2 protein-coding genes are annotated in these 914 nt (G+C 20.7%); both read right to left on the bottom strand.

Annotated elements, in window-relative coordinates:
* On the bottom strand, positions 1-641 hold a 641-nt coding region (locus IE124_RS36255; RefSeq protein WP_502266943.1), incomplete at its 3' end, for an anthranilate phosphoribosyltransferase.
* 1 nt (position 642) lies between these two features.
* Positions 643-914: glutamine amidotransferase-related protein (locus IE124_RS36250; RefSeq protein WP_502266942.1), on the bottom strand; the 272-nt coding region annotated here is incomplete at its 5' end.

The raw sequence follows: 914 nt of genomic DNA, 5'->3' as shown, positions 1-914 counted from the left end.
GTTTTTATACTACCTAATTTCATAAACGCTTTAGCAATTAGATTTAATAATCGTTTATCATATACACCAACTAATTGTTTTAATGGTTGAATCGGATTATTTAAAGGACCTAATATATTAAAGATTGTAGGGATATGTATCTCAATTCGTATTTGTTTTATTTTTTTTTTATATTTAGAATTTAATATAAAAAATATTATTCCTATATTTTTTATACATTTTATAAATTCTTTTTTTTTAAAATTTAAATTTATTCCTAGTACATTAAGTAAATCTAAACTGCCTGAATAAGATGATATACTTTTACTCCCATGTTTAACAACCTTTATTGCTCTTGTTGCAGCTACTACAAAACTTGAAGCTGTTGATATATTAAAATAATTAAAATTATCACTACCTGTCCCTACTAAATCTATAAGATTTATATTTTTAATAAGATTTAATTTCTTAAAATCATTTATTACTTTTGCTGTTGCTGCTATTTCAGCACTATTTTCTTTTTTTATAGATAATGCTGTTAAAATAGATGCAACTTGTGTTGATTCTATTTTACCTAAAACTATTAATTCCATTAATTTATAAAAAAATTTAAATTTTATATTTTTTTTCTTTATTAAAGTTTTTAAAATTTTATAAATCATTTTATTTTTTTATAAAGTTTTTTAATAACTCATGACCTTTATAAGATAAAATAGATTCTGGATGAAATTGGAAACCTTCAATCTTATATTGTTTATGTTTTATACCCATAATTACATTTGGTGTTAAATCATAAAATTCAGTTAGAGCTGTAATTTCTAAACAATCAGGTAAAGATTTTTTATCAATTATTAAAGAATGATATCTATTTACTACTATAGGATTTATTAAGCCTTTAAATAGACCTTTATTCTTATGTTTAATTCTTGATGTTT

The sequence above is a fragment of the Streptomyces narbonensis genome, from assembly GCF_014649015.1.
Taxonomy (GTDB): Bacteria; Actinomycetota; Actinomycetes; order Streptomycetales; family Streptomycetaceae; genus Streptomyces; species Streptomyces narbonensis.
Note: the sequence above shows the minus strand (reverse complement) of the source record. Positions and strands in the feature narration are given on the sequence as shown.